Source organism: Cohnella fermenti, assembly GCF_004801405.1.
Taxonomy (GTDB): domain Bacteria; phylum Bacillota; class Bacilli; order Paenibacillales; family Paenibacillaceae; genus Cohnella; species Cohnella fermenti.
The window spans coordinates 52,896-78,993 of record NZ_SSOB01000009.1; the positions used below are offsets into that span (position 1 = coordinate 52,896).

Here is a 26,098-nt window from a genome sequence, read left to right on the forward strand (position 1 = left end):
ATAAAAGCGGTTGTCGGAGGCGATTTGTCGGAAAATGAATGCGGTTTTTAACATTCATGAGCACGACAGCAGGACGCGCCGCTCCTTCAAGGACAAACCAGATACGACAAATTGCACCGAAAGCTGAGTGAACGAGCAATTATGACGATTCGAATCGAACCGGCGCGCCGTCTGACGTCGCTGCCTGAACAGTTTTTTGCCGCGTTGGTCGGCAAAGCGAACGCAAGAGCGGCGACCGGCCGCGATGTAATCAATCTGGGCCAGGGCAATCCGGACCGCCCCACGCCCCGGACGATCGTCGAGAAGCTGAAGACGGCCTCCGACAATCCGCTGTACCACAAGTATCCCCCCTTCCGCGGATTCCGTTTCCTGAAGGAGGCGGTTGCGAAGCGTTATAAGGAAGATTACAATGTCGACCTCGACCCGGACACCGAGGTGGCGGTGCTGTTCGGCGGCAAGACGGGACTCGTCGAGATCAGCCAGTGTCTGCTCAATCCCGGCGACGTCTGCCTCGTTCCCGATCCCGGCTATCCGGACTACTGGTCCGGCGTTGCGCTGGCGGAAGCGGAGATGGCGTTTATGCCGCTGCTTGAGAGCAACGGCTTCCTGCCCGATTACGAGGCGATCCCGGCAGACAAGCTGGCACGCGCGAAGCTGATGTTCCTGAACTACCCGAACAACCCGACGGCGGCGGTCGCCAGCCGTTCCTTCTATGAAGAGACGGTTCGCTTCGCGGAGCAGAACAACGTCGTCGTCGCCAGCGACTTCGCATACGGCGCCATCGGCTACGACGGCAACCGGCCGGTCAGCTTCCTTGAGACGCCGGGAGCGAAGGACGTCGGCATCGAGTTCTACACGCTGTCCAAGTCCTACAATATGGCCGGCTGGCGCGTCGGCTTCGCGCTCGGCAACAAGCAGATCGTCGAGATGCTCAATCTGATCCAGGACCATTATTATTGCAGCCTGTTCGGCGGCATCCAGGAAGCTGCCGCCGAGGCGCTCGCGGGGCCGCAGCATTCCGTCGCCGAGCTCGTGCGCGTCTACGAGAGCCGGCGCGACGCACTGTATGACGGCCTGGCGGCGATCGGCTGGCATGCGCCTAAGCCGGCCGGCTCGTTCTTCTGCTGGCTCCCCGTTCCGCAAGGGTTCACATCGGCATCCTTCGCCGACAAGCTGCTTGAGGAAGCCGACATCGTCGTCGCTCCCGGCATCGGCTTCGGCGAGCACGGCGAAGGCTTCGTGCGCCTCGGCCTGCTCGCTCCGGAAGAGCGGCTTCGCGAGGTCGCCGAGCGAATCGGCCGGCTGCGGATATTCGGATAATTCCGGACGGCTTCTCCAGATGAGCAGCCATTACTCAAGCGCGGGCTCCCAGGCAGCTATGGCAGGTGCAGATGAGTTGCCATGGCGGGCGGAGAGCGCACCATGCCTCCCCCCGCGTGAAGAGGGCTGAACAAGGCTTGAACAAGGCCATCTTGCCTTTACAAGGCTTGCGGCGCGTGATATGCTAAGCAGTACATGAAGCCGTCCGGCGTCCGGGCGGCTCCCGATCGTAAACGCTATGAAGGGGAATGACGCGGACCCGATTCGCCAGAGATCGAATTCCTTGGCTGGAAGAATTCGACGAATGCGACCGCTTCTCCCGCCCCCGAGCGGCCGGCGACGAGCCGGACAGCTCCTGCTGTTACCAGGATCTCGAGAGGCTGACGCCCCGTTGGTTAACGGAAGCTATGGCGGCAGCAACGAAGGTGGTACCGCGGAAGGGAACTTCCGTCCTTTGTGTGAAGGACGGAAGTTTCTTTTTTTGTATCCGGATGCCCCTTCCCCCTATCAAGTTCGCACGAGAGGATTGTGATGGCAATGACGCGACGAATCGTCGTTAAGATAGGAAGCAGCTCGCTTACTTCCGAGGAAGGCGGCCTCAGCCGCGAGAAGGTGCGCTTCTTCGCAACGGAGATCGCTGGGCTTAGGCGAAGCGGCTATCAGGTGCTGCTTGTCACAAGCGGCGCGGTGGCGGCCGGCTTCAAGCGCATCGGCTACACCTCCCGCCCCAAGCTCGTCTACGAGAAGCAGGCGGCCGCCGCAGTGGGTCAGGCGCTGCTGATGGAAGCTTATCAGGAGGCGTTCTCCGTCCACGGCATCGCCGCCGCCCAAATTCTGCTCACCCGGCCGGACTTCAGCGATCGGTCCCGGTCGCAGAATGCGCAGCGCACGATCGAGGAGCTGCTGCGGCTCGGCGTCGTTCCCGTCATCAACGAGAACGACACGGTCGCCATCGACGAGCTGAAGTTCAGCGAGAACGATACGCTGTCCGCGCTTGTCGCGGCGCTGGTCAAAGCCGACGAGCTCTACGTTCTGACCGACATCGAAGGTCTGTACACCGCCGACCCGCGCAAGGACCCGAGCGCACAGCGAATCGACCGCATCGAGGTCATCTCCGAAGAGCTGTACCGGATCGCCGGCGGCGCCGGCTCCGCGGTCGGCACGGGCGGCATGCGCTCGAAGATCGAGGCGGCGCGGATCGCGATGGGCGGCGGCGTGTCGACCTTCATCGGCCGGGTGACGGAGCCCGGCGATCTGCGCAAAGCGGCGGAGGGCGAAGGACGCGGCACTTACTTCACGACCTCCCTCCACTCGCTTCCGGCGAAGAAGAAGTGGATCGGCTATCTTGCCGTTCCGCAAGGCCGCATCATCGTGGACGCGGGCGCCGAGGAAGCTCTGCTTGTCGGCCATAGGAGCCTGCTCCCTGCCGGAATAACGGGCATCGACGGGGAATTCCATCCGCGCGACGTCGTCGAGGTCGTGAACGCGGCCGGACGAACGCTTGGCAGAGGCGTCACCAACTACGCCTCCTGGCAAGTGACGGCGGCCGCCGGCCTGTCGAGCGACGAGGCGCTGAGGCGCGTCGAGCCAAGCCGGATCGAAGTGATTCATCGAGACGAATGGGTAACGACCCACGTGAAGGAGGCGTCACAATCATGAGCGAAGTCAAAATTAGCGAAGCGAGAATTAGCGAAGTAAGAACGAAGGCGGCGCTGGCGAAGGAAGCTGCGGCAGCCATGAATCTGGCGACGACGAAGGAGAAGAACGAGGCGCTGCTCAAGCTGGCGGACGCGCTTATCGCCGGGCAGGACGCGATCCTGGAAGCGAACGCGAAGGATATCCGCAGCGGCGAAGCGAACGGCACCAGTTCGTCGCTGCTCGACCGGTTGAGGCTGAACCCGAGCCGGATCGAAGGGATTGCCGACGGCTTGCGGCAAGTCGTCGAGCTGGACGATCCGATCGGAACGGTGCTTGAGTCGTTCGATCGGCCGAACGGCCTCCACATCGAGAAGCACCGCGTTCCGCTCGGCGTGATCGGCATGATCTACGAGGCGCGGCCGAACGTGACCGTCGACGCCGCCGGCCTCTGCCTGAAGACAGGCAATCCCGTCGTTCTGCGCGGCGGTTCCGCCGCCCTCGAATCGAACCGCGTCATCGTCGAATTGATGAGGCAGGCGCTTGCCGACACCGCGCTTCCGGCTGACGCGCTGCAGATGATCGAAGACGCCAACCGCTCTTCGGTCGACGAGATGCTGAAGCTGAACGGGCTGATCGACGTCATCATCCCCCGCGGCGGAGCCTCTCTTATTCAGAACGTCGTTCTGAATGCGACCGTGCCCGTCATCGAGACGGGAGCCGGCATCTGCCATACGTACGTGGACGCCACGGCCGAACCAAGCATGGCCGAAGAGATCGCGCTTAACGCCAAGGTCCAGCGGCCATCGGTATGCAATGCGATGGAGACGCTGATTATCCATTCCGCTTATGCCGAGAGCCGCCTCGCCGCCATGGCGGAACGATTCCGCGAGAAGAACGTGGAGCTTCGCGGCTGCGAGCGCGCCAAATCGCTGCTTCCGTGGATCAAGAGCGCAACCGAGCAGGATTACGCGACCGAATACGGCGACTACATTCTGAATGTGAAGCTCGTGGACAGCGTGGACGAAGCGATCGCCCACATCCGCCGCTTCGGCACGATGCATTCGGAGTGCATCGTTACCGAGACGCAAGCGAACGCCGAACGCTTCCTCGCGGAAGTAGACGCGGCGGCCGTATACCACAACGCCTCCACCCGCTTCACCGACGGCTTCGAGTTCGGCTTCGGCGCCGAGATCGGCATCAGCACGCAGAAGCTGCACGCTCGCGGGCCGATGGGGCTGCCTGCCTTGACCTCGACGAAGTACATCATCAAGGGCAACGGTCAAGTGCGCGGATAATTGGCTGGGTTTAACAAAACTATAAATCGACCAGGAGTGATTAAGCGCCATGACAACCGCATCAGCTTCATCTTCTTCACTGCTTAATAAAACAATTGTTTTCTACGGAGCCGGTTCGATGGCGGAAGCGATCGTTCGGGGAATCGTCGAGACCGGCGTCGCCGCTCCCGGCAACGTGACGGTTCTTAACCGCTCCAACGGCGACCGTCTGCTCGAGCTGCAGAAGCGTTACGGCGTCGTGCCGGCGCTTACCGAAGAGCAGAAGAACGCCGCCCTCGCGGAGTCCGATATCGTCGTGCTCGGCATGAAGCCGAAGGATTCGGCGACGGCGTTGCTCGCCCTGAAGCCGCATCTTCGCCCGAACCAACTGATCGTCTCCCTCATCGCAGGCCTGACGATCGGCACGATTCAGCAATTGCTCGCGAGCGAGCAGCCGGTCATTCGGACGATGCCGAACACGTCGAGCTCCATCGGGCTCGGGGCGACCGGCATCAGCTTCTCGGCTTCCGTGCCGGAGGATGGACGCGCCCTCGCCCTCTCGATGTTCCAGGCGATCGGCATCGCCGCCGTCGTCGAAGAGAACCTGCTTCAGACGGTGACCGCCGTCTCGGGCAGCGGACCGGCTTACATCTATTACATGATGGAAGCGATGATTCGCTCCGGCATCGAGCAAGGGCTCAGCCTTGACGCCGCAAGCGAGCTCGTCGTGCAGACGGTGCGCGGAGCGGCGGAGATGGTGCGGACGACGGGAGAAGACCCGGCCGAGCTGCGCCGCAAGGTCACCTCGCCGAACGGCACGACCCAAGCGGCAATCGAGACGCTCGAGCGGCTCGGCTTCCCGGAAGCGATCGACAAGGCGATGCTCCGCTGCGCCGAGCGCGCGGAAGAGATGGGGCAAGCGATTGCCGACGAGGCGTTCGCCCGCAAATAAGGCATTCGCCTTACTCAGCCGCTCGTTCAGCCATATGCCGCATCCCGTTCGCTCCATTGATTTTCCACAATTGCACATTCATTCGTCAATTAACCATACGGAAGCAGGTGTAGAGCAATGAACGACAACAAGAAGCCGAATCCGGGCTGCAGCACCGCTACCTATCGCTTGTTCGACGACAAAGCCGACTTCGCGAAGAAGGCGGAAGGGATCGCGGTCGGCCTGACCGTCGGCAGTTGGACCGAGCTTCCCGAAGTGGCCAAGCTGAAGATGGAGAAGTACCTGGGACAGGTTGTCTCGATCAAGGCGCACGAGCCGGAAGGCGCGGCAGCCGGAGAACGGTATGCGGACATTACGATTGCCTACCCGGACCTCAACTTCTCGAGAGACATCCCCGCCCTCCTCGTTACGACGTTCGGCAAGCTGTCGATGGACGGCCGCATCAAGCTGCTCGACCTGACGCCTTCGTCCGACTTCCTGTCGGCCTTCCCCGGACCGAAGCTGGGCATGTCGGGCGTTCGCGAGCAGCTCGGCGTGACGGACAGGCCTCTGCTTATGAGCATCTTCAAGTCCGTCATCGGCTACGATCTGCCGAACCTGCGCGAGCAATTCCTTCAGCAGGCGCTCGGCGGCGTCGACTTGATCAAGGACGACGAGATTCTGTTCGAGAACCCGCTGACCCCGCTCGAACGCCGCGTGGAGACGTGCATCGCTGCGGCGCGCGAAGCCGAGCAGACGACCGGCCAGAAGCTGATCTACTTCACGAACCTGACGGGACCGACGTCCAAGCTGCGGGAGAACGCGCTGCGCGCAATCGATGCGGGAGCGAACGGCTTCCTGTTCAACGTGCTGGCCTACGGCTATGACGCGCTGGCCGAGCTTGCCGCAGACCGTGCGATTAATGTGCCGATCGCGGCCCATCCGGCGCTCGCCGGCGCCTCCTATCCGTCTCCGCACCACGGCATCGCCGCTCCTCTGCTGCTGGGCAAGCTGACGCGGATCGCCGGGGCGGACCTGTCGCTCTTCCCTTCCCCATACGGCTCCGTCGTTATGCCGAAGGAAGAGAACCTCGCCGTCCAGGCGGCGCTGATCGACCCTTCGCTTCCGCTGAAGGCCTCGTTCCCGGTGCCGTCCGCGGGCATTCACCCCGGCCTCGTGCCGCTTATTATGCGCGACTTCGGCGAAGCGGTCGTCGTCAACGCGGGCGGCGGCGTGCATGGACATGCCCAGGGGGCCGCGGCCGGCGGCCGGGCGTTCCGCCAGGCGATCGACGCGGCGAAGGCGGGCATCGGCCTTGCCGACTATGCGAAGGAGCATGAGGAGCTGCGGCTCGCCATCGAACGGTGGGGGGTACGCGAGGCATGACGGACAGCGCGACGAACAGCCTTGCGAATCAAACGACGGAGCTCCAAGCCAGTGGCGCCGCAAGCGCCCAGGCAAGCGGAAGCGGCGGCGCCAAGCCTCCCGTTCTGTTCTGCGACTTCGACGGGACGATCACACTGAGCGACAACATCGTTGCCGTCATGAAGCACTTCAGCCCGCCCGGCTACGAGGCGATCATGAGCGACATCGTCAGCTTCAAGAAGTCGCTGCGCCAAGGCGTCGGCGAGATGTTCGCCCTCTTCCCTTCCTCCATGAGGCAGGAGATTACGGACTTCATCCTCCGCAGCGCCGGCATTCGCGCGGGGTTCCAGGAGCTGCTCGACTGGTGCAAAAACAACGGCGTGGCGTTCTTCGTCACGAGCGGAGGCATCGACTTCTTCGTCCAGCCGCTGCTTGCGCCGTTCGGCATCCCGAGCGATCATATTTATTGCAACGGAAGCGACTTCAGCGGCGAACGGATCGAGATTGTTTGGCCGCATCCATGCGACGAGATTTGCACGAACGATTGCGGCATGTGCAAGGCAGCGGTCATCCGCCGGTACCCGAAGGAGCAATTCACCCGCATTCTGATCGGCGACAGCATCACCGACTTCGAAGGAGCGAAGCTCGTCGACCTCGTCTTCTCCCGCTCCCACCTGACCGAGAGATGCCGCGAGCTCGGCCTGCCGCACATTCCGTTCGAGAACTTCCACGACATCGTCCATCATCTGGAGCAAGGAGACTGGAGAAAATGAGCGAACATCCGAGCAAGTCCATCCTGCTGGAGGAGAAACAGCGCGTTTATCGCGAGCTGGATCGGGTGAAGACCGACTTCGCTTCCCGCGGCTGGTTCCCCGGCACGAGCGGCAACCTGTCGATGCGCGTCGGCGCGTTCACGCCCGAGCAATTCACCTTCGCCGTCACCGCGAGCGGCAAGGACAAAGCCGCATCGACGCCGGACGACTTTCTGCTCGTCGACGAGACCGGAGCGGCGTGCGAGCCGACTGCGCTGAAGCCGTCCGCCGAGACGCTGATTCATTGCGAGATTTATCGCCAGACGGGATGCGGCGCTATTTTCCACATTCATTCCGTCTACAACAGTCTCGTCTCCGAGCTGTTCTGGGACCGCAGGTCCGTTCCGGTGGAGGGCGTCGAGCTGATCAAGGCGTTCAACATCTGGGACGAGGAAGCGGTCATCGAGGTGCCGATCGTCTCCAACTTCGCGAACATTCCGCTGATCGTGCCCGAAGTGCGCGACCGCCTGGACAAGCGCATCCCCGGCATCCTGCTGCGCAAGCACGGCATCTACGCCTGGGGCCGCGACGCCTTCGAAGCCCGCAAGCACCTCGAGGCGTTCGAGTTCCTGTTCGAATACGTGTACAAGCTGAAGCTGGTCCAGGGACGTTAAGATTAGGATCGTGCGAATTGCAGCGCAGCCCTCTCCGGTGGCCGTTTGTGTCCGGGAGGGCTGTTTTTGCGATTTTATATGATTTTTCACATTCATCGTCCCGGAATCCGGATGGATCGGGGCGTTTTATGCGATTTTTAGCATACATACGGCAACTCCATCCCGGAATTTCTCCATTTATGCTAATTTTCACATACATCCGCCCAAACATCCTGTCATCGGACCGCACGAATGTGATTTTCCACATAAAACTCCGCTGCTGCCGGCCTCGACGGGTCCGCCGACGTTATCGCCGCCTTCCCTCGCTCGTCGCCCTCCGCGGCTCTGCCTGCCCATTGCGGAATAAACCTTCACGCAGGGGCAAGGTTCTCCCGCTCACCGGATAGGCACCGCCAACACGACATGAAGCAGCTCGTTAAGCCGAAGATGCTTCGTGATGTAACCGCCAAGTTCAAACAACTCAAAATGTTACATCTGATCCCAACATCATTCCAACCTTACGGGAATGACGGGTATCCGAACTATCCAGGAGACCGATGAATTCCCGGATCGGCTGTCGTCTATATAAATGAGAGCATAGATGAACACAAACTAAATTGACGAAGAGGTGTATGGCAAATGGCATTAACGTCCGCATTCACGAGCTTCAACCTGCCTGTAAACAACGTAGAACAATCGAAAGCGTTCTTCACCGGACTCGGATTCGAGCTCAACCCGCAATTCCCCGATAACGAGAATTCGGCAGCCATCGTAATCGGCGACAACCTGCAGGTCATGCTGATCAATCAAGCATTCTTTAATACGCTTACGGAGAGGGAATCCGTCGATACGAGCAAGTATGCGCAGATGACGATCGCATTGGCCTTCGAGAGCCGGGAAAAAGTCGATGAAATCGTGAATGCCGCGGTCTCCTTGGGCGGGAAGTTGCACGCTGAACCTGAAGAGCATGGGGTAATGTATCATTGGGGCTTCGTGGACTTGGACGGGCATCTGTGGGCCATTAACTGCATGAACATGGATGCGGCGCAAGGTTAAGGCTAACGAAGGGCACGCTCGTACTAGGGTTCAAAAAGAAAGACGTCGGGCAGCTTCCCCCGGCGTCTTCTTCGCGATGCTTAGTTTTGTTCGGTATAGGCTTTGAAATTGTCCATGATCGCTTGCCAGCCTGCTTGCTGGAACTCGACGGGATTGGTGCTTTCCGCATCGAATGTCTCAATGACCTTCGTCTCATTCCCTTGATCGACAAAAGCAATATCCACTCTTCTTCCGTCTCCCATGGTGTAGCCGATCGCCTCATGCCGATTCACGACATCGTAGACGCCGCCAAAATCAAAGCCCATGCTGCCATCCTTCGCTTCCATCCGTGTCAGAAACTTGCCGCCAACCCGCAGATCGTTGTCGGATCTCGGCGCATGCCAATCCTCGGATGCACGATATTCGTCATTTGGTTATTCTCGGGTGATATAGACGTAAGTCAATGGCGAATTTCATCGGTCCATTCGCTCAGGCAGCCCGAATCGCGAAAATAATGGCGTATGAATAAAGTTTTGCACGTGCAGAATTTGATTTTCTTTGGTTTCGATGACGTGGATGCCCCAGGGTACCAGGCCGGAGCCTTCTTTGCCCGGCATATACTGGGCCAACGCCGGATAACCGCCATTCACCGTAATGGGCACAAATCGCGAACCTTCGCAATGCCAACGAGTAAGCGAATAGAAGGCGGACAAATCTTCCTTGCCGCGGACCCACATCTCGAAGGGCGGCATCGACATGCAGCCTTCCTCGTGGAACAACGCGACGAGCGCAGCAATGTCGAATTGCTCGAAGGCCTCCACGTACCGGGACAGCAACTGCTGGTCCGGTTGAACGTCCATGCTGCTGAGTTCATCCGAGCGAAGCTGCGCCCGGTCCATCGTCTCTCGGGCTCTCTGCAAGGCGCTGTTCACCGCTGCCGGCGACATCGCCAACGTCTCCGCGATCTGCTTGGAGGACCATTCGAATACATCCTTCAAAATAAGTACCGCGCGCTGCCGCGGAGGCAAGGTTTGCAGGAGAGCGATGAAGCACAGTTGAAGGGTATCTCTGCGGACGAGCCGATCCTCCGGATTGCCCCCAAAGTCGGGAGACGGCCAGATCCAGGCAGAGTCCGGCAGCGTGGCGCGCGGCTCGACGATCGCGACAGCCGGATCGAACAGGTCAACGGGAAGCGCGCGGCGTTTGGATTGTCTCAGCTTGTCCACGCACAGGTTGGAGGCAATCCGATAAACCCAAGTTTTGAACGAGGAATCCTGTCTGAACGTGCTCCAGCTCTGCCAGACCCGAATACTCGTCTCCTGAACGACATCATCCGCATCGTCCATGGAGCCTAGCATCCGGTAACAGAACGAGGTTAAGCCCGGCTTCAAGCTGGCAAATAATGATTCGTCAAATGCGGTCTCGTTCATCGCGTCCTCCCTTAACGATCTCCCCGAAGGGCGGTGCCTTCATCCTGTTTTAGATCTGCTCCTTCAATGAATTTGACGCTTAATCCATAACGTTCTTTATCTTCATTAATCTTTTTCATACACCATGAGCATCGAAGCATGATAATTTATCTTCCTTTATCTTCCTTTCTGTATGCATTCTTGTGAACGATTAGCTTTATTATTGCCCTTACATCAATTTCATTGTCAGCGTTTGCATCTGATGCCATCATATCATACACACAACGAATCTTGCAGAAATAGCCTACAAAAAACAAAACCGAGCCCGTCACGGAATCTCGTCTCCGTAACGGAACTCGGTTTATGCTCTTCAAGGATCACTATAAAGTGCGGTTACTTGCCCGTATGCCCGAAGCCGCCTTCGCCGCGAACGGTGTCGGACAGCTCCTCGACTTCCGTCAGCTCCACCTGCGGAACGAGCTGGAACACCATCTGCGCGATCCGTTCGCCGCGTTCGATCGTGAACGGCTGCTGCCCCAGATTGACGAGCAGCACCTTCACTTCGCCGCGATAGTCGGCATCGATGGTGCCGGGCGAGTTAAGGCATGTAATTCCATGCTTGAAGGCCAGGCCGCTGCGCGGGCGCACTTGCGCCTCCAGCTCGCGGGGCATCGCCATCGCGAAGCCTGTCGGCACGAGCGCTCTCTCGCCCGGCGCCAGAATCATAGGTTCGACTACGGCCGCATGCAGGTCAAAGCCCGCCGCCCATTCGGACATTCGGCGCGGCAGGGCGATGTCTTCATTCCCCGGCAGCCGCTTCAACTGTACTGGATACAACGAATTCCCTCCCCAATCCATTCAAGACCTTCTCTTGGGCTCCAACGACGGCGATGGCGCACGAATCGGCTCCCATCACCCGGTCGATCATCTCGGCGACGTCGTCCTTCGTGACGGCGTCGATCCTCTCGATCATCTCGTCGAGCGTCTGATGACGGCCCAGCATCAATTCATTCTTGCCCTGGCGGTTCATGCGGCTTCCGGAGCTCTCCAGGCTGAGGATCAGGTTGCCCTTGAGCTGCTCCTTGCCGCGGTGAATCTCGGCGTCCGTCAGTCCCTTCGCCTTCACGTCGCTAAGCATCTCGAGCGTGAGATCGTATACGTCCTGTGTCTGCTTCGGCGCGGTTCCGGCATATACAGTGAACAGCCCGCTGTCCGCATAGGACGTATGGTAAGAGTACACCGAATAAGCGAGGCCGCGCTTCTCGCGGATCTCCTGGAACAGCCGCGAGCTCATGCCGCCGCCGATCGTGTTGTTGAGCAGAATCATCGCGTACATCTTCGGCTCGTGAATCGAGCAGCCCGGGAACGTCAGACAGAGATGGTTCTGCTCTGTCTTCTTCCGGTGGAACAGCGCGTCCGAGCGATACGTCGGAACCGTCAAGCTGGCCTCTCCGCCGCGAACGGCGAAGCCTCCGAAGTGGTGCTCGAGCAGGTCGATCACCTTCTCGTCGACATTGCCCGCGAGGCTGATGACCGTGTTCTCGATCGTATACCTTCTGCCCATGTAGCCGCGAAGATCGTCGCTCGTCATCGCATTCAACCGCTCGGCCGTACCGAGAATGGAATACGCAAGCGGATGGTCGCCGAGCGATGCCCGCGTCACCAGATCGTGGACCATATCGTCCGGCGTATCTTCATACATCGAGATCTCCTCGATAATGACGTTCTTCTCCTTCGCCAGCTCCTCTTCGTCGAACAACGATTCGAAGAACATATCGGACAGGACGTCGACCGCAATCGGGAGGTGCTGATCAAGCACCTTCGCGTAATAGCAAGTATATTCCTTCGACGTGAACGCATTCACGTTGCCGCCGATGCCGTCGAAGCGGTCGGCGATCTCCTTGGCGGAATGGCGCTTCGTGCCTTTGAAGAGCATGTGCTCGATAAAGTGGGAGATGCCATTGTCCGCCGGGGTCTCGTAACGGGAGCCGGTCTTCACCCAGATGCCGAACGATACGGAGCGGCTGGTCGGAATCGGCTCAATCATCACTCGCAGACCGTTCTTTAACGTAAACTTTTCCACCCATTCTCCCCCTACAACAGATCAATAGTACCACTATATCAAATATCGGGAGTCGGAACAACAGACGGACAACACCCTGCAAGACCCGCTTGCGGCGCTACTTCGGCTCCTCGATGCGCTCCTCGGAGAGCGTCTCCGATACGGTTCCCGGGGTCAGGCCCTTCGATCGAAGGACACGGATCATGCCCTTCAGCGCATCCTTCGTCGTCTGCGTCGGGTGCATCAGGATCAGCGTTCCGGCGCTTGCGCGAGCCGATACTTTATCGATAACCTGGGAAGCCGGCGGCTTCTTCCAGTCGATCGTATCAAGCGTCCACAGCACGGTCTGAAGCCCCTGCTCCCTTGCGATGTCGACGGTCGTCTGGTTGAAGTCCCCCGAAGGAGGCGCGAACCAACGGTTGTTCACCCCAAGCTTCGTCGTGAGCAGGCCCTCCGTCTTCGCGATCTCCTGCCGCTGCCGCGCCGCCCCGAGCGTGCTCATGTTCGGGTGCGTATACGCATGATTGGACGCTTCATGACCCCGCTGAACGATGTCCCGGGCGATGTCGGCATGCTTCGCGAGCCAACTGCCGTCGAAGAAGAACGTCGCCTTCACCTTCTCCTCGTCGAGGGTCTGCAGGATCGAAGGCAAGTACTCCTCGCCCCAAGCGACGTTGATCATGAGGCCGACCATCGGCTTATGCGAGTTGCCCCGATAGATCGGGCTTGCCGGAAGATCCCGCAGGCTGACGGACGGCTTCAGTTCCTTGTACACCCATGGAAAAGCACCGTCTCCAGCTCCTCCCCCGCCCCCTGCTTCCCGGTAGCCTTGGCCAAGCGCCTGTTCGTAAGTGGCTTCGATATCGACCTCTCGGCCGCTATAACCGGGAATCGCCTTCCACACTCGGTCCACGACCGCGTTAACCGGCGCTTCATATCGCTTCTTCGCCTCGGAGACGATCCATTGCTTCAGTCCGGACGCGTTCGGGTTGTCGTTGTCAAACGCGATGGTCGCAGATGGACCGTTCTTCACCTGGCGGACATATTCGCTTACCGGGCCATACCGGCCGGCGGCCAGGATGGCAACGAGACACAGCAGCATCGCCGCAGGCACGAGTGGCGACGTGACTCTCATCGGACCTCTCCTTCCGCTCTCTTGGGGTCCGCTCGCAGGCGGCCGAATGGCGGGGCGGCTGGCTTGGCCGATCCCGTCTCGCCTCCATCCTATGCCAAAGTCGGCCGAATTATGTGTTTGTCCGAATTCAGGGGGCGATGGCGGAGAGATGCAGGTAAAGGGACGAAGACGAGAGGTGACGGCGGAGGGCGATGGCGGAGGGACGAGCAACAGCGCCTTCGGCAAACTCCGCCGTGTCAAGGTCTTCGGTTGCCGGAAACCCGGGGACGCTTGGCGTTTATTCGGTTTTATGCGATTTTTCACATTCGCTGGCGTGGATTCCGGCTGAATCAAGATGTTTTATGTGATTTTTCGCGTACATCCAGCATTTTGCGCCGGAAATTCCGCCATGTATGCTATTTTTCACATATAATTGCTCAAAGTGCCCGATATCGGTGGGATCGAATATGATTTTTCACATATAATTCGGCGTCCATCGGCTCCTTCCGCCTCAAAGTCCCTAGTTCCCTCCGAACGAAGGGGAGTTCCCGCATGTAATCGTCTACATAGTCTAGCCGACTGTCGCACAGCTTCAATGCAAGTTGTCGCTTAGCGGCGGCGGCCGCATAGTGTGCTGCATTGCGTCGCCTTGTGCGCTCCGACAGCATGTGTGCGCTCCGACAGCTTGTGTACGCTCCGGCAGTATGTGTGCGCTCCGGCAGCATGTTCTGGTGTGTTGCAGTGCGTCGTGGTGTATTTGTAGTGTGTTGTGGTGTGGTGTGTCGCAGGGTATCGTGGTGTGTTGCAGTATATTCCCGCATGGTGCGACGCAGTATGTCACAGTGCGCTTTGGCATAGTGTGGTTTGTGTTCCGTTTTGTCCTCCAGCGGGTCGTCGCATAATGGAAAAATCGCACAAAAAAAGAGACTGACGGAATCGGTCTCTTCTCTCTTCTAGCCTAATCGGTCCCCTGAGGGGCTCGTCTTCCTTCTTATCCTACTTCTTCACGGGTTCTTCCGGTGCAAGCAGCACCTTGCGGGACAGATTGACGCGGCCCATCTGGTCGATCTCGGTCACCTTGACCTGGATCTTGTCGCCGATGTTCACGACGTCTTCCACCTTCGCAACTCGTTCGACCGCCAACTGCGAGATGTGCACGAGGCCGTCCTTGCCCGGCAGAATCTCGACGAACGCGCCGAACTTCTCGATGCGCTTGACGGTGCCGAGGTAAATCTCGCCGACGATGACTTCACGGACGATGCCCTCGATGATGGAGCGCGCCTTCTCGTTCGCCGCCGCATCGGAAGAAGCGATGTACACCATGCCGTCCTGCTCGATGTCGATCTTGACGCCGGTCTCTTCGATAATCTTGTTGATGACCTTGCCGCCCGATCCGATGACATCGCGGATCTTGTCCGGATTGATGCGCATCGTGACGATCTTCGGAGCATACTTGCTGAGCTCGGTGCGCGGCTGCTGGATGACTTCCATCATCTTGCCGAGAATGAACATGCGTCCTTCCTTCGCCTGCTCGAGCGATTGCGTCAGAATCGAGCGGTCGATGCCGTCGATCTTGATGTCCATCTGGATCGCCGTAACGCCCTTGGCCGTTCCCGCAACCTTGAAGTCCATGTCGCCGAGATGGTCTTCCATCCCTTGGATATCGGTCAGGATCGTAAAGTGGTCGCCGTCCTTGATCAGACCCATCGCCACGCCGGCAACCGGAGCCTTGATCGGCACACCGGCATCCATCATCGCGAGCGTGCTGGCGCAGATGCTCGCCTGGGAGGTGGAGCCGTTCGATTCGAGCACTTCGGAGACGAGGCGGATCGTATACGGGAATTCGGACTCCGAAGGAATAACCTTCAGCAGCGCGCGCTCGCCGAGCGCTCCGTGGCCGATCTCGCGGCGTCCCGGCGGACGAAGCGGACGGGCTTCCCCGACGGAGAACGGCGGGAAGTTGTAATGGTGCATGAAGCGCTTCGTCTCTTCGGTCCCGATACCGTCGAGAATCTGAACGTCGCCGAGCGGGCCGAGCGTACAGATGCTGAGCGCTTGCGTCTGGCCGCGCGTGAACAGGCCGGAGCCGTGTGTGCGGGGCAGCAGCGAGACATCGCCGGAGATCGGGCGGATCTCGCTCGGCTTGCGTCCGTCCGGACGAACCTTGTCGTGCGTGATCAGGCGGCGCACTTCGTTCTTGACGATGTCGTAGAGCACTTCCTTGACATCGGCCAGCTTCTCCGGAGCATCGGCGTAGACGCCCGTGAAGTGGGCTACGGTCTCGTCGTTGATCGCGTCGATCGCTTCCTGGCGGGCGTGCTTCTCTTCGATACGCACTGCTTCGACGAGGCGCTGCTGCGCGAAGGCGTTGACGTCCGCGGCAACGGAAGCGTCGACCTCGTGGAGCACGACGTCCATCTTCGGCGATCCGGCAACGGCCGTGAGGCGGTCGATCGTATCGACGATCCGCTTGATCTCTTCATGGCCGAACATGATCGCTTCGAGAATGTCCATCTCCGGCACTTCGTTCGCTTCCGCTTCGACCATCATAATCGCGTCGCGGGTACCGGCGACAACGACGTACATGTCGCTCTTCTCTTCTTGAGCAACGGTAGGATTGATGATGAATTGGCCGTCGATTCGGCCGACAACAACGCCTCCGACCGGTCCGTTAAACGGCACGTTGGAGATCGACAGGGCGGCGGACGTACCGATCATGGCAGCAATCTCCGGCGAACAGTCCTGGTCGACGCTCATGACGAGGTTGACGATCTGCACGTCGTTCCGGAAGCCTTCCGGGAACAGCGGGCGAATCGGACGGTCCGTCAGGCGGCTGGCCAGAATGGCCTTCTCGCTCGGGCGTCCCTCGCGCTTGATGAAGCCCCCCGGAATCTTGCCTACCGAGTAGAGCCTCTCTTCATAATTGACGGTCAATGGGAAGAAATCAAGATCCTTCGGACCGGGCGAAGCTGTAACGGTGGATAGAATGACGGTATCGCCGTAACGAACGACGACGGCGCCATTGGCCTGCTTCGCGAGACGTCCCGTCTCGAGCGAGAACGGACGTCCTCCCAGCAGCATTTCTACACTTTGAGCCAACATAATCCCTCCTCAATAAGTAGACTTATGTAATTTCGACACATTACCCATTATTTCCTGCTTGGCGCTTCTTAGGCATGCTCGCCGTGCGATAGACGCCGATTTGTTCCCGTAAATTAGGAAAAGCAACCCGGAGTCGGTCGGGAACCTTCCCTCGCGACAAGACCAGGTTGCTCTCTACCAAGCGAATTAGCGGCGCAGGCCGAGCTTCGCGATCAGTGCGCTGTAGCGGTTAACGTCCTTGTTCTTCAGGTAAGCCAGAAGCTTGCGGCGTTGACCGACCATCTTCAGCAATCCGCGACGGGAGTGGTGATCCTTCTTGTGGGAACGGAAGTGTCCCGTCAAGTTGTTGATGTTCTCCGTCAGGATAGCGATTTGGACTTCCGGAGACCCGGTGTCCGTCGCGTGAGTCTTGTGTTCCTCGATCAACTCTTGCTTGCGCTCTTGCGTAAGTGCCATCCTCATTCACCTCCTAGAATTGTTCTTGCCAAATAATCGCCGTTAGCCTCGCCGCCGCCGGTGAGAGCGATCGGCCAAGCCAAGGTTCGATTGCGCTGCGGGCGAATGCCGCGAATCGCAACGTTTATCAGTATAGCACAGTCGAATGACCGTTACAACAACTCCAACCTTTTTCTAGCATTCGCCGCATCCCTGCCGATCTGCTCGACGAGGGCGTCAAGGGAACCGAACTTCATCTCCGGCCGCAGGAAGTCGTGGAACCGAACCTGCAAGCTCTTGCCGTACAGGTCCCGGTCGAAGTCCAGCAAGTGCGCCTCCAGCTTCGGCTCGATCGCGCCCTTGTCCACGGTCGGACGAAGGCCGACGTTCATAACGCCCTTATAGACAGGGGCATCCGGACCATCGTCCGTCCGCACCGTAACGGCATAAACCCCATGCTTCGGCAGAAAATAAGAGTGCGAGGGATCGATGTTCGCCGTCGGGAACCCCAGCTGTCTGCCGAGCGCCTTGCCGTGGACGACTTCCCCTCTGACCTCGTAAGGACGGGCCAGCAGCTCCGCCGCTTGCCGGCATTCTCCGTCCGTCAGAAGCTGGCGAACCCGAGAGCTGCTTACCTTCGCGCCGTCCCGGTATACGGGCTCCACCACCTGCACGTCGATGGCCGCTCCGCCGATCTGCCTCAGAAGCTCGGCGGAGCCTTGCCCGCGATGGCCGAAGTGGAAGTCGAAGCCGACGACGATCGTCCTGACGCCTAGCGGGAGGAGCAGCTCGCGGATGAAGCGCTCCGCCGTTACCTCCGAGAAGGCTCTGTCGAACGACATGACAAGCGACGTCTCTACCCCTTCCGCCGCGAACAGCTCCAGCTTGTGCTCCATCGGGGTGAGCACCGAATGGTATTGGTCCTTGCCGAGCACGACCCGCGGGTGCGGATCGAACGTGAGGACCGCGGGGGTCTCTCCCCGTTCCCGCCCGAGCGTCACCGCTCGCCGGATGACTTCCCGGTGCCCCAGATGCACCCCGTCGAAGAAGCCGATTGCGAGCGACAAGCCTTGCGGCTTCGCGGCTTGTTCCGGCAAGTCAAAAACGTCCGATTGCGGCGAATACGCGATTCCGTAAAGTTCCACCTGCTGTCCTCCTGCATCCAATCTAGCGGCTTCCCGTCAGCGTCAGCCGTTCTGCTCCGAAGGATGGAACACCTTGAGCGGGCGCAACGTTCCCCGGGCCGGATCGCTGTCGAACAAGCCCAGGAAGACGTCGTCGCTGCCGCGATACAGCCTCCAGATTCCTTCGCGGTCCGGAGGAGGAAGCAAGTCGGCGCCCGCAAGCGTCTTGCCCTGCAGCGCGAAGATTGCCTCCCGCTCCCCCGCCTCGGTTCTCGGGAAGCCGAGCATCTCGTCCGCCGGCACGAACCGCTCGGCCAGACGGCCTTCCCGCTTAAGCTCCTCCAGCTCTTCCAAGGTGACGCAATCCTCTTGGGTTAATCCCGCGCTTACCGTCCGAATCAAGCCGGCCATGACGGCGGGAACGCCCAGCTTGCGTCCGATATCGACGCAGAGCGTGCGAATGTAGGTTCCCTTGGAGCAGCGGACGGAGAAGCGAACCTCCGGCTGCGGCTTCGAGACGTCGATCTGCAGCAGGTCGATCCCGTGAATCGTAACCGGCCGCGCCTGACGCTCGACGGTCACGCCTTCGCGCGCCAACTCGTACAGACGCTTGCCGTTCACCTTCACGGCGGATACCATCGGGGGAATCTGAACGATGTCTCCGACGAAGGCGAGCACGGCGTCCCTGATTTGCGCTTCCGTCAGATGGCTGACGTCCGCGGTCTCGATGATGTCGCCTTCGGCATCCTCCGTATCGGTCGCAATTCCGAAGCGGAGCGTCGCCTCGTACGTCTTCGGCATCTCCTGAAGGTATTCAACCATGCGGGTAGCTCGTCCGACGCAGATCGGCAACACTCCGGTAACCGCCGGGTCGAGCGTGCCGGTATGACCGATCCGCTTCACGCCCACAATCCGCCGCGCCTTCGCGACAACGTCATGGGACGTCCAGCCGGCAGGCTTCCAGATGCCGAGAACTCCTTCGGGAACGAACGATAAAGGTTGAGTCATTGCGCTTCGTCCAGCGCCTGCCGTACCGCCGCAACAACGAGCGGAATCGCTGCGGAGAGATTCGCGCCCACTCGGCAGCCGGCCGCGCGAACGTGTCCCCCCCCTCCGAATTGCTGAGCGACTGCGGCGACGTCGACCTTGCCCGCCGACCGCAGACTGATCTTGACCGAATCCGGGGCGTTCTGCTTAAACAGAATGCCGACCTCCACCCCTTCGACGTTGCGGGGGTAGTTGACAAGCCCTTCCAGGTCTTCGTTCGAAGCCCCTGTCTCGGAGAGGTCTTCGGTCGTCACCCACAGCCATCCGACCCGGTTGTCCGGGCTGAATTCCAGCCGGGCTAGCGCGGTCTGAATCATTCTCATCTGACCGAGCGTCATGCGCTCGAGCAGCCGCTCCGCCAGATCGGGGCCGTTCGCTCCCGCCCGAAGCATGGAGGAGGCGATGTCCATCACCTTCGCGCTCGTATTCGCGTAGCGGAAGCCCCCGGTATCCGTCATGAGCCCGGTGTAGATGGCCGTGGCGGTTCCTTCGTCGGGAGCGAGCTTTGCCGATTCGATCAGATCGTGCAGAATCTCGACGGTTGCGGCCGCATTGCTGTCGATCAGGTTGACGGTGCCGAAGCCGTCGTTCGTCGGATGATGATCGACGTTAAGCAGCTCGAAGCCGTCCTCGAACAGCTCCTGCGCCGTCCCGCAGCGGGAGAAATCCGCGCAATCGACGGTAATGACGTGCTTGAACTTCCGATCGGGCCTGCTTGCGGCCGTCGCGATCGAATCGCTGCCGTGCAGATAAGCGAGCCGCGACGGAATCGGGCCGTCGTTGTACATCGTGTACGTCTTCCCCAGCTTCCCGAGCAGCCATGCGGCCGCGACCGTGGAGCTGATGGCATCCCCGTCCGGCTGGACATGGGACACCACCAGGAAGTCGTCCCGCTCACGAATGAACTCGGCTGCCGCGTTGAGCTTGTCGCCCCACGTCATCCGTTGCGATTCTCCCGATTGATCTCCTGCAGAAGCGACTCGATGTGGCTGCCGTACTCGATGGAGCTGTCGAAGCGGAATTCGATCTCCGGCGTATGTCTGAGTCTCATTCTTCTGCCGAGCTCGGAGCGAAGGAAGCCCTTCGCCTTGGCAAGCGCATGAAGAGTCGCTTCCTTCTGCTCTTCGTTGCCAAGAATGCTGAGGTATACGCGCGCGAGAGACAGATCGCTCGTCACGTCGACGCCCGTAACCGTTATGAACCCGATGCGAGGGTCCTTAAGCTCGGTCTGGATAAGGGAGCTGATCTCTTTCTTGATCTGCTCTCCTACCCGACCGACGCGGAATTTCGCCATGCGGCCTTCACCTCTTTTTTCCTGTCGCGGATTATCGCTCGACGGACTCCATCACGAAGGCTTCGATCACGTCGCCGATCTGAATGTCGTTGAACTTCTCGAGCGTAATGCCGCATTCATAGCCTTCCGATACTTCCTTCGCGTCATCCTTGAACCGCTTCAAGGAATCGAGCTTGCCTTCGTGCACGACGATGCCGGAGCGAACGACGCGGCATTCGGCGTTGCGGCTGACCTTGCCGTCCGTGATCATGCAGCCGGCGATCGTGCCGACCTTGCTGACCTTGAACGTCTCGCGAACTTCCGCGTGGCCGATGACCTTCTCCTTGAATACCGGATCGAGCATGCCCTTCATCGCCTGTTCGATCTCTTCGATCACCTTGTAGATGATTCGGTGCAGGCGCACATCGACCTTCTCCTGATCGGCGGTCGCCGCCGCGCGAGGCTCCGGACGGACGTTGAAGCCGATAACGATCGCGGAAGAGGCCATGGCGAGCGAGATGTCGGATTCGGTAATCGCGCCGACGCCGTTGTGGATCGTCTTGACGCGCACGCCTTCGACCTCGATCTTCTCGAGCGAGCCCTTAAGCGCTTCGAGCGAGCCTTGCACGTCCGCCTTGAGGATGACGTTGAGGTCCTTGATCTCGCCTTCCTTGATCTTGCTGAACAGGTCGTCGAGCGTCACCTTCGAATTCGCCTTCATCGTCTCCTGTCGCGTCTTGATCGAGCGCTTATCGGAGATCTCGCGAGCCTTCCGCTCGTCCTCGAACACCATGAACGGATCGCCCGCTTGCGGAACTTCCGTCAGACCGGTGATCTCGACCGGAGTCGACGGCCCGGCTTCCTTGACGCGGCGTCCGCGGTCGTTCGTCATGGCGCGGACACGGCCGAAGCAGTCGCCGGCAACGAACGCGTCGCCCACCTTAAGCGTGCCGTTCTGCACGAGAATACGTGCGATCGGGCCTTTGCCCTTGTCGAGCTCGGCTTCGATGACCGTGCCGCGGGCGCGCTTATCCGGGTTCGCCTTGTAGTCGTTCACTTCGGCGACAAGCAGAATCATCTCGAGCAAGCCTTCGAGGTTGATGCGCTGCTTGGCGGACAGCTCGACGAAGATCGTATCGCCGCCCCACGCTTCCTGAACGAGGCCGTACTCGGTCAGCTCCTGCTTCACCTTGTCCGGGTTCGCGCCCGGCTTGTCGATCTTGTTGACCGCAACGATGATCGGCACGTTCGCCGCCTTCGCATGGTTGATCGCCTCGACCGTCTGCGGCATGACGCCGTCATCCGCCGCGACGACAAGAATCGTAATATCGGTAACCTGGGCTCCGCGGGCGCGCATCGTCGTGAACGCTTCGTGGCCCGGGGTATCCAGGAACGTAATCTTCTGGCCGTGAACCTCGACCTGGTACGCGCCGATATGCTGCGTGATGCCGCCGGCTTCGCCGCTCGCCACCTGCGTCTCGCGGATCGCGTCGAGGAGAGTCGTCTTCCCGTGGTCGACGTGGCCCATGATCGTTACGACGGCAGGACGGGTAATCAGCGCATCCGGGTTGTCGTTCTCTTCGATCGTCTCGAAGTTCGAGTCTTCCACGACAATCTTCACTTCGGTCTCGACGCCGTATTCGCCTGCGACGAGCAGGACGGTATCCAGATCCAGCTCTTGATTGATCGTCGCCATGACGCCCATCATAAGCAGCTTCTTGATGACTTCGGAAGCGTCCTTATGCAGCAGCTTCGCCAGCTCGCCGACGGTCATCTCGCCGCGGACGATAACCTTCTTCGGCGTATTGTCGATCTTCTCGCGTTGAGGCTGGCCTTTGCCTCTGGCGCCCTTGCCTTTGCCCTTCGAACGGAACCGATCCTCGCCGAACCGGTTGTTGAATTCGTTGTCCTTCCGCTTGCCGCCGCTGCGGTTGCTGTCGGAATCCTTGCGGCCGTCCGTACGTCCGCCCGGACGGCCTGCGCCGCCGCGATTGCCCGCTGCCGCCGGCTGCGACGACGAGCGTCCCGCGCCGGTGCCGACGCCGAATCCGCTCTGCGCGCGACCGCCGAAGCTGCTTCCGCCGCCGGCTGTCTGACCGCCTTGCGGACGATTGAAGCCTCCGCCTTGACCTTGCGGACGGTCGCCCTGCGGACGATTAAAGCCGCCGCCCTGACCCTGCGGACGATTGAAGCCTCCGCCTTGGCCTTGCGGTCGATCGCCCTGCGGACGATTATAGCCGCCGCCTTGTCCCTGCGGACGATTGTAGCCGCCTTGACCTTGCGGACGGTCGCCCTGCGGGCGATTGTAGCCGCCTTGGCCTTGCGGACGGTCGCCCTGCGGACGATTGTACCCGCCTTGGCCTTGCGGACGGTCGCCCTGCGGGCGATTGTACCCGCCTTGGCCTTGCGGACGGTCGCCCTGCGGACGATTGTAGCCGCCTTGGCCTTGCGGACGGTCGCCCTGCGGACGATTGTAGCCGCCTTGACCTTGCGGACGGTCGCCTTGCGGACGATTGTAGCCGCCTTGGCCTTGCGGACGGTCGCCGCCTTGACCGCGGTTGTACCCGCCCTGACCTTGCGGACGGTCGCCGCCTTGGCCGCGGTTATAGCCGCCTTGGCCTTGCGGACGGTCGCCGCCTTGGCCGCGATTGTAGCCGCCTTGGCCCTGCGGACGATCGCCGCCCTGGCCTTGCTGCGGGCGGTCGCCCTGAGCGCGCTCGCTGTGCGGACGCTCGCCGCCTTGGCCGGAAGCAGGCGCACTCGGCGCCGGCGTGGAAGCGATGGACGCTTGAGGCGCCGACGATGCCGAAGAAGCGGCCGAGTTGGAAGCGGTGGACGCCTCTTCCGAACGGCGCGGCTGCGAGGAAGAGCTTTGGCCTTGCGCGCCTTGCCCTTGTCCTTGCGCGCCTTGTCCTTGGCCGCCCTGGCCGCCGTGATTGCCTTGCGCCGGACGGGACGAAGCCCCGCCTTGGGAGCCGCCGCCTTGCTTCGGCGCTTGCGCCATCTTCGCGGCGGCATTCGCCTTCACGTCGCGGAAGAACTTCTCCACGGCGCCGACCATATTGTCTTCCATCACGCTCATATGGTTGTTAACGGGCAGATTAACCCGCTTCAGAATCGTGATGACTTCCTTGCTGCTCATATTGAGCTGCTTCGCATACTCATACACGCGCAGCTTATCCTTGTTGTCTTCTTGTTTACTCAATATTCTCCACCTCCGAATGTTGAACCCAGCCGCTTCGAATCATGTCCGCGAACCCCTTGTCCGTTACAGCGAACAATACCCGTTCGGGTTTACCGACGGCTCCCCCAAGCTCGAAACGGGTGAAACCGATTAACAGCTCTACCTTATAGCTTTCGCATTTGTCGGCAACTTTTTTCTTCGTGTTGTCCGAAGCGTCTCCCGCCAGCAGAACAAGCCTCGCCTCGCCGGAACGGATCGCCTTCAGCACGATCTCTTCCCCGGACACCAGCTTGCCGGCCCGCATGGCGAGACCAAGCCGCGACAATGCCTTATTCGTCGTCATCGTCTTGCATGAGCTCCTTGTTCGCTTGGAACTCGTCTTCCACCTGAATGAAGTCCGCTTCCAGCTTATCGTAAATCTCCGGCGCGACGGGAGTCTTGAGCGCCCGTTCGAACGCCTTCGACTTCTTCGCCAGCTTGAAGCAAGCGCTCTTCCCGCATAAATAAGCTCCGCGCCCCGGCTTCTTGCCCGTCAAGTCGATCTGAATGTCCCCTTGGGGCGAGCGAACGATGCGAATAAGTTCCTTCTTCGGCATCATCTCTTGACAGGCCACACACTTTCTCTGAGGTATCTTCCTCGTTCTCAAGGCTCCACTCCTCCCCCTTGAAGCTTCGGAAGCAGGCGCCTCCGCAAGCCGGAACACCCCGCAAGCCGCAATCAATCGATCGAGACGCTGTCCTGGTGCATGACGTCGGCGCTGGCCGTCTTCGGACGTCCGTATTCCTGCTCCGCCTGCGTCTCGCTCTTGATATCGATCTTCCAGCCGGTCAGCTTCGCGGCCAGACGGGCGTTCTGCCCCTTGATGCCGATCGCGAGCGACAACTGATAATCCGGCACGATGACGCGGGCCATCTTCTCGCTCTCGAACACGATGACCTCGAGCACCTTCGAAGGACTGAGCGCGTTGGCGACATACTCCTCGACGGATTCGGACCAACGGACGATATCGATCTTCTCGCCTCTCAGCTCGGTGACGATCGTCTGCACACGAATTCCCTTCGGACCGACGCAGGAGCCGATCGGATCGACCTCCTCCGCGCGGGAATGAACCGCGATCTTCGAGCGGAAGCCCGCTTCGCGCGCGACCGAGCGGATCTCGACCGTGCCGTCGAAGATCTCGGGAACCTCAAGCTCGAACAAGCGCTTCAACAGGCCGGGATGCGTGCGGGACAGAATGATCTGCGGCCCCTTGCTCGTATTCTCCACCTTCGTGATGTACGACTTGACGCGGTCGCCCTGCTTGAACTTGTCGGTCGGCATCAATTCCGTGAGCGGAAGAGCGGCTTCCACCTTGCCCAGGTCGATGTACAGATTGCGCAGGTCCTGGCGCTGGATAATGCCGGTGACGATGTCCTGCTCCTTGTCGACATAAGCGTTGTAGATCAGCCCGCGCTCCGCTTCGCGAATGCGCTGGGTGACGACCTGCTTCGCCGTCTGGGCGGCGATCCGCCCGAAGTCGCGAGGCGTCACTTCGATCTCGGCGATGTCCTCGAGCTGGTAGTGCGGGTTGATGCTTCGCGCCGTCTCCAAGGAGATCTCGAGCCGGGGATCGAGCACCTCTTCCACGACGGTCTTGCGCGCATACACCTTGATGACGCCGGTCGTGCGATTGATATCGACACGCACGTTCTGCGCGGTGTTGAAGTTGCGCTTGTAGCTAGAGATCAATGCCGCTTCGATCGCTTCGAGCAGAACGTCTTTGGTAATGCCTTTCTCACGCTCGATCTCCGACAATGCCTCGATGAACTCCATGCTCATTGGGGAATGATTCCTCCTTCCAAGATTAGAAAACAATGGCCAGGCGAGCCGAGGCCACTTTATCGTAAGGGATGGAAATCTCGCGGCGGCCGATCGTCATCGCGATCGTCTGCCCGTCGAAGCTGTCCAGCCTTCCTTCGAATTCTTTGGCGCCGCCGACCGGCTCGTAGGTCGTGACGAACACGTGCTTGCCTACGGCCTTCGTCACATCCTCCGGCTTCTTGAGCGGGCGCTCCGCCCCCGGAGAACTGACCTCCAGGAAGTAAGGATCGGCGATCGGGTCCAGCTCATCCAGCTTCGCGCTGACGAATTCGGTAATGCGGCTGCAATCGTCCAGATCGACGCCGCCTTCCTTGTCCGCGAAGATGCGCAGGAACCAGTTGCTTCCTTCCTTCACATACTCGACATCCACAAGCTGATAGCCGTTCTCGTCCAGGTATGGAGAGACGAACTCTTCTACGATGGACTTGATCTTGGGTACGCTCAAATCATGACCTCCCGCTTGCTGCGAATGGCTCTACCGCTTCCGCCGCGTAAGACCTAAAAGTCCCATGGCAAAAC

Annotated in this window: 23 protein-coding genes and 1 pseudogene; 8 read left to right on the forward strand and 16 right to left on the reverse strand. The window is 60.2% G+C overall.

Annotation, left to right across the window (positions count from 1 at the left end; all coding sequences use genetic code 11):
• Positions 1 to 141: 141 nt before the first annotated feature.
• The 8 genes from E6C55_RS08810 (at position 142) to E6C55_RS08845 (ending at position 8,989) form a co-directional block, all read left to right on the forward strand.
• Positions 142 to 1,320: a pyridoxal phosphate-dependent aminotransferase gene (locus E6C55_RS08810; protein WP_136369416.1), complete on the forward strand. Its 1,179-nt coding sequence runs from the start codon at positions 142 to 144 to the stop codon at positions 1,318 to 1,320.
• A 537-nt stretch (positions 1,321 to 1,857) separates the two neighbouring features.
• Positions 1,858 to 2,979, forward strand: a complete 1,122-nt coding sequence (proB, locus tag E6C55_RS08815) for a glutamate 5-kinase (protein ID WP_230986616.1) — start codon at positions 1,858 to 1,860, stop codon at positions 2,977 to 2,979.
• On the forward strand, positions 2,976 to 4,253 hold the full coding sequence (locus E6C55_RS08820) for a glutamate-5-semialdehyde dehydrogenase (RefSeq protein ID WP_136369418.1): 1,278 nt from the start codon (positions 2,976 to 2,978) through the stop codon (positions 4,251 to 4,253). Before proB ends, E6C55_RS08820 begins: the two co-directional genes overlap by 4 nt.
• Before the next feature lie 49 nt (positions 4,254 to 4,302).
• Positions 4,303 to 5,184, forward strand: coding sequence for a pyrroline-5-carboxylate reductase (gene proC, locus E6C55_RS08825; protein ID WP_136369419.1), 882 nt, complete (start codon positions 4,303 to 4,305; stop codon positions 5,182 to 5,184).
• A 117-nt stretch (positions 5,185 to 5,301) separates the two neighbouring features.
• Positions 5,302 to 6,549, forward strand: coding sequence for a 2,3-diketo-5-methylthiopentyl-1-phosphate enolase (locus E6C55_RS08830; protein ID WP_136369420.1), 1,248 nt, complete (start codon positions 5,302 to 5,304; stop codon positions 6,547 to 6,549).
• Positions 6,546 to 7,301 carry a 2-hydroxy-3-keto-5-methylthiopentenyl-1-phosphate phosphatase gene (locus E6C55_RS08835; RefSeq protein WP_136369421.1) on the forward strand — a complete coding sequence of 252 codons (756 nt, stop codon included), beginning with the start codon at positions 6,546 to 6,548 and terminating at the stop codon, positions 7,299 to 7,301. Before E6C55_RS08830 ends, E6C55_RS08835 begins: the two co-directional genes overlap by 4 nt.
• On the forward strand, positions 7,298 to 7,954 hold the full coding sequence (gene mtnB / locus E6C55_RS08840) for a methylthioribulose 1-phosphate dehydratase (protein WP_136369422.1): 657 nt from the start codon (positions 7,298 to 7,300) through the stop codon (positions 7,952 to 7,954). The genes E6C55_RS08835 and mtnB overlap by 4 nt, the downstream gene beginning before the upstream one ends.
• 618 nt (positions 7,955 to 8,572) lie before the next feature.
• On the forward strand, positions 8,573 to 8,989 hold the full coding sequence (locus E6C55_RS08845; RefSeq protein WP_136369423.1) for a VOC family protein: 417 nt from the start codon (positions 8,573 to 8,575) through the stop codon (positions 8,987 to 8,989).
• An 80-nt stretch (positions 8,990 to 9,069) separates the two neighbouring features.
• Here E6C55_RS08845 and E6C55_RS08850 read toward each other — a convergent pair.
• From E6C55_RS08850 to rimP, 16 genes and pseudogenes are all read right to left on the reverse strand, one after another.
• Positions 9,070 to 9,387, reverse strand: a pseudogene (locus E6C55_RS08850) (SRPBCC domain-containing protein); the annotation flags it as partial.
• Positions 9,388 to 9,441: 54 nt separating this feature from the next.
• Positions 9,442 to 10,398, reverse strand: a complete 957-nt coding sequence (locus E6C55_RS08855; RefSeq protein WP_136369424.1) for a sigma-70 family RNA polymerase sigma factor — start codon at positions 10,396 to 10,398, stop codon at positions 9,442 to 9,444.
• A gap of 372 nt (positions 10,399 to 10,770) precedes the next feature.
• Positions 10,771 to 11,214 (reverse strand): dUTP diphosphatase, encoded by a 444-nt coding sequence (gene dut, locus E6C55_RS08860; protein ID WP_136369425.1) that lies wholly within the window; start codon positions 11,212 to 11,214, stop codon positions 10,771 to 10,773.
• A complete protein-coding gene (locus tag E6C55_RS08865) occupies positions 11,177 to 12,460 on the reverse strand; it encodes a M16 family metallopeptidase (RefSeq protein ID WP_136369426.1) in 1,284 nt (427 codons plus the stop codon). Before E6C55_RS08865 ends, dut begins: the two co-directional genes overlap by 38 nt.
• A 97-nt stretch (positions 12,461 to 12,557) precedes the next feature.
• Positions 12,558 to 13,574: a polysaccharide deacetylase family protein gene (locus tag E6C55_RS08870; RefSeq protein ID WP_136369427.1), complete on the reverse strand. Its 1,017-nt coding sequence runs from the start codon at positions 13,572 to 13,574 to the stop codon at positions 12,558 to 12,560.
• Positions 13,575 to 14,549: 975 nt separating this feature from the next.
• The gene (gene pnp / locus E6C55_RS08875) at positions 14,550 to 16,652 is read right to left on the reverse strand and encodes a polyribonucleotide nucleotidyltransferase (RefSeq protein WP_136369428.1); all 2,103 of its coding nucleotides are present in this window, start codon (positions 16,650 to 16,652) and stop codon (positions 14,550 to 14,552) included.
• 189 nt (positions 16,653 to 16,841) lie between these two features.
• A complete protein-coding gene (gene rpsO, locus E6C55_RS08880; protein ID WP_136369429.1) occupies positions 16,842 to 17,111 on the reverse strand; it encodes a 30S ribosomal protein S15 in 270 nt (89 codons plus the stop codon).
• A gap of 152 nt (positions 17,112 to 17,263) precedes the next feature.
• Entirely contained in the window at positions 17,264 to 18,235 is a 972-nt protein-coding gene (locus E6C55_RS08885; protein WP_136369430.1) for a bifunctional riboflavin kinase/FAD synthetase, read from the reverse strand.
• Between the two features lie 42 nt (positions 18,236 to 18,277).
• Positions 18,278 to 19,222, reverse strand: a complete 945-nt coding sequence (gene truB / locus E6C55_RS08890; RefSeq protein ID WP_136369431.1) for a tRNA pseudouridine(55) synthase TruB — start codon at positions 19,220 to 19,222, stop codon at positions 18,278 to 18,280.
• Positions 19,219 to 20,202, reverse strand: coding sequence for a DHH family phosphoesterase (locus tag E6C55_RS08895; protein ID WP_136369432.1), 984 nt, complete (start codon positions 20,200 to 20,202; stop codon positions 19,219 to 19,221). Before E6C55_RS08895 ends, truB begins: the two co-directional genes overlap by 4 nt.
• Positions 20,199 to 20,555, reverse strand: coding sequence for a 30S ribosome-binding factor RbfA (gene rbfA, locus E6C55_RS08900; RefSeq protein WP_136369433.1), 357 nt, complete (start codon positions 20,553 to 20,555; stop codon positions 20,199 to 20,201). Before rbfA ends, E6C55_RS08895 begins: the two co-directional genes overlap by 4 nt.
• A gap of 31 nt (positions 20,556 to 20,586) precedes the next feature.
• On the reverse strand, positions 20,587 to 23,739 hold the full coding sequence (gene infB, locus E6C55_RS08905) for a translation initiation factor IF-2 (protein WP_136369434.1): 3,153 nt from the start codon (positions 23,737 to 23,739) through the stop codon (positions 20,587 to 20,589).
• Positions 23,732 to 24,061, reverse strand: coding sequence for a L7Ae/L30e/S12e/Gadd45 family ribosomal protein (locus E6C55_RS08910; protein ID WP_136369435.1), 330 nt, complete (start codon positions 24,059 to 24,061; stop codon positions 23,732 to 23,734). The genes infB and E6C55_RS08910 overlap by 8 nt, the downstream gene beginning before the upstream one ends.
• On the reverse strand, positions 24,048 to 24,365 hold the full coding sequence (gene rnpM / locus E6C55_RS08915; protein ID WP_136369436.1) for an RNase P modulator RnpM: 318 nt from the start codon (positions 24,363 to 24,365) through the stop codon (positions 24,048 to 24,050). The genes E6C55_RS08910 and rnpM overlap by 14 nt, the downstream gene beginning before the upstream one ends.
• A gap of 71 nt (positions 24,366 to 24,436) precedes the next feature.
• Entirely contained in the window at positions 24,437 to 25,537 is a 1,101-nt protein-coding gene (gene nusA / locus E6C55_RS08920) for a transcription termination factor NusA (protein WP_136369437.1), read from the reverse strand.
• Positions 25,538 to 25,562: 25 nt separating this feature from the next.
• On the reverse strand, positions 25,563 to 26,024 hold the full coding sequence (gene rimP, locus E6C55_RS08925) for a ribosome maturation factor RimP (protein WP_136369438.1): 462 nt from the start codon (positions 26,022 to 26,024) through the stop codon (positions 25,563 to 25,565).
• Between the last annotated feature and the right edge of the window lie 74 nt (positions 26,025 to 26,098).

Bases quoted from the DNA above. Each gene is read 5' to 3' on its own strand.
- E6C55_RS08855 (WP_136369424.1), bottom strand. From the start codon at position 10,398: ATGAACGAGACCGCATTTGACGAATCATTATTTGCCAGCTTGAAGCCG.
- E6C55_RS08820 (WP_136369418.1), top strand. From the start codon at position 2,976: ATGAGCGAAGTCAAAATTAGCGAAGCGAGAATTAGCGAAGTAAGAACG.
- E6C55_RS08835 (WP_136369421.1), top strand. From the start codon at position 6,546: ATGACGGACAGCGCGACGAACAGCCTTGCGAATCAAACGACGGAGCTC.
- E6C55_RS08870 (WP_136369427.1), bottom strand. From the start codon at position 13,574: ATGAGAGTCACGTCGCCACTCGTGCCTGCGGCGATGCTGCTGTGTCTC.
- rpsO (WP_136369429.1), bottom strand. From the start codon at position 17,111: ATGGCACTTACGCAAGAGCGCAAGCAAGAGTTGATCGAGGAACACAAG.
- proB (WP_230986616.1), top strand. From the start codon at position 1,858: ATGACGCGACGAATCGTCGTTAAGATAGGAAGCAGCTCGCTTACTTCC.
- truB (WP_136369431.1), bottom strand. From the start codon at position 19,222: ATGACTCAACCTTTATCGTTCGTTCCCGAAGGAGTTCTCGGCATCTGG.
- E6C55_RS08895 (WP_136369432.1), bottom strand. From the start codon at position 20,202: ATGACGTGGGGCGACAAGCTCAACGCGGCAGCCGAGTTCATTCGTGAG.
- E6C55_RS08845 (WP_136369423.1), top strand. From the start codon at position 8,573: ATGGCATTAACGTCCGCATTCACGAGCTTCAACCTGCCTGTAAACAAC.
- rbfA (WP_136369433.1), bottom strand. From the start codon at position 20,555: ATGGCGAAATTCCGCGTCGGTCGGGTAGGAGAGCAGATCAAGAAAGAG.
- mtnB (WP_136369422.1), top strand. From the start codon at position 7,298: ATGAGCGAACATCCGAGCAAGTCCATCCTGCTGGAGGAGAAACAGCGC.
- E6C55_RS08810 (WP_136369416.1), top strand. From the start codon at position 142: ATGACGATTCGAATCGAACCGGCGCGCCGTCTGACGTCGCTGCCTGAA.
- E6C55_RS08910 (WP_136369435.1), bottom strand. From the start codon at position 24,061: ATGACGACGAATAAGGCATTGTCGCGGCTTGGTCTCGCCATGCGGGCC.
- nusA (WP_136369437.1), bottom strand. From the start codon at position 25,537: ATGAGCATGGAGTTCATCGAGGCATTGTCGGAGATCGAGCGTGAGAAA.
- proC (WP_136369419.1), top strand. From the start codon at position 4,303: ATGACAACCGCATCAGCTTCATCTTCTTCACTGCTTAATAAAACAATT.
- E6C55_RS08830 (WP_136369420.1), top strand. From the start codon at position 5,302: ATGAACGACAACAAGAAGCCGAATCCGGGCTGCAGCACCGCTACCTAT.